We start from the raw sequence: 1,129 nt of genomic DNA, 5'->3' as shown, positions 1-1,129 counted from the left end.
ATCGCATTGACGCTGATCTACACCTTCATGGCCTGGATCATTCTCATGGCGATCGGGCCGGCGAACCTGGGCAATGTGCTCAACGGGAATCTGCCCGACCTCGTGTTCGACGTCAGCAATAAATACCTTGGAACTTTCCTGACCGGCGGCATGCGCATCCTTGTGGTGACCAGCTTCTTCGCGGGCGTGCTCGCCCTCCAAAACGCCGGGGCCCGATACATGTTCTCGATGTCCCGGGCACGGCTCATTCCAGCCCGTTTTTCCCACACCGGCCCCAAGACCGGAAGCCCCACCGTTGCCGCTGTCGCACAAACAGTCATCGTCGTCGTCGCGATCGCCATCTTCGCCGTCCTCCAGTTCGACCCATACACGCAGGTGATTATCTGGACGAACACGCCCACGCTCATCGCTGTCCTCGCCCTGCAGGTCGGTACTTCCATCGCCGTTGTCGCCTATTTCTGGCGAACTCCCATGGGCGAGAGCCTGTGGAGCCGGCTGATAGCACCTGCGGCATCGGCGGTTCTCCTGACCGGCGTCCTCATCCTGATAATTTGCGAGCTCTCCCTGCTCACCGGCCTGGACACCTGGGGCAACTTCCTCATCTGTCTCCCGCTCATCGCCGCCTTCATCGGTGGATATGTCCGAAGTTCCTGGCTTTCCCGGCACCAGCCCCTACCGACAGCCGCCGAAAGCACCGAAAGCCCTGTCGAGCAGCTCGACCTAACGGGGAACCACTGATGCGGGCCGATAACTGCCTGGAAGGGACCCAGGAGCAGAGCATCGAGAACGTGCTGTTGGTCAGCATCGAGAACGCGCGAAGCGCCATTCCCGATCCTGCCTCCTATGATGCGCACAGCGAGGACTGGCAGGAACTGGAGCACCTATCCGTTGAACTCGCGGAAGACTCCATGGGAGGACTCTGGGAGGGCACGGCCGGCTCCGTGTTTTTCGAGGCCTGGCCCTACACCGAATTCTGCGTGATGATCGAAGGGCACGTGGCCATCTACGACCACCAATACCGGCGGAAGGATTTCCGGGCCGGAGACGCGTTCATCGTCCCGAAGGGCTTCCGGGGAACCTGGACAACCGTCACTCCGTCCCGCAAGTATTTCGTCGCGATGCGCTGATT

The 1,129-nt window shown here is 61.0% G+C and carries 2 protein-coding genes; both read left to right on the top strand.

The genetic code is table 11. The annotated features are described in order from the left end of the window. Nucleotides 1-738, top strand: a 738-nt coding sequence (locus tag NFJ07_RS25535) for an amino acid permease (protein WP_333482082.1), incomplete at its 5' end; no start/stop codon positions are given. Continuing rightward, nucleotides 738-1,127 (top strand): cupin domain-containing protein, encoded by a 390-nt coding sequence (locus NFJ07_RS25530; protein WP_269998898.1) that lies wholly within the window; start codon nucleotides 738-740, stop codon nucleotides 1,125-1,127. The genes NFJ07_RS25535 and NFJ07_RS25530, both read left to right, overlap by 1 nt. Nucleotides 1,128-1,129 lie beyond the last annotated feature (2 nt).

It is taken from the genome of Arthrobacter sp. B2a2-09 (assembly GCF_027587375.1).
Classification (GTDB): domain Bacteria; phylum Actinomycetota; class Actinomycetes; order Actinomycetales; family Micrococcaceae; genus Arthrobacter.
The sequence above is the reverse complement of the archived record's forward strand: the minus strand, read 5'-3'. Positions and strand labels throughout refer to the sequence as shown.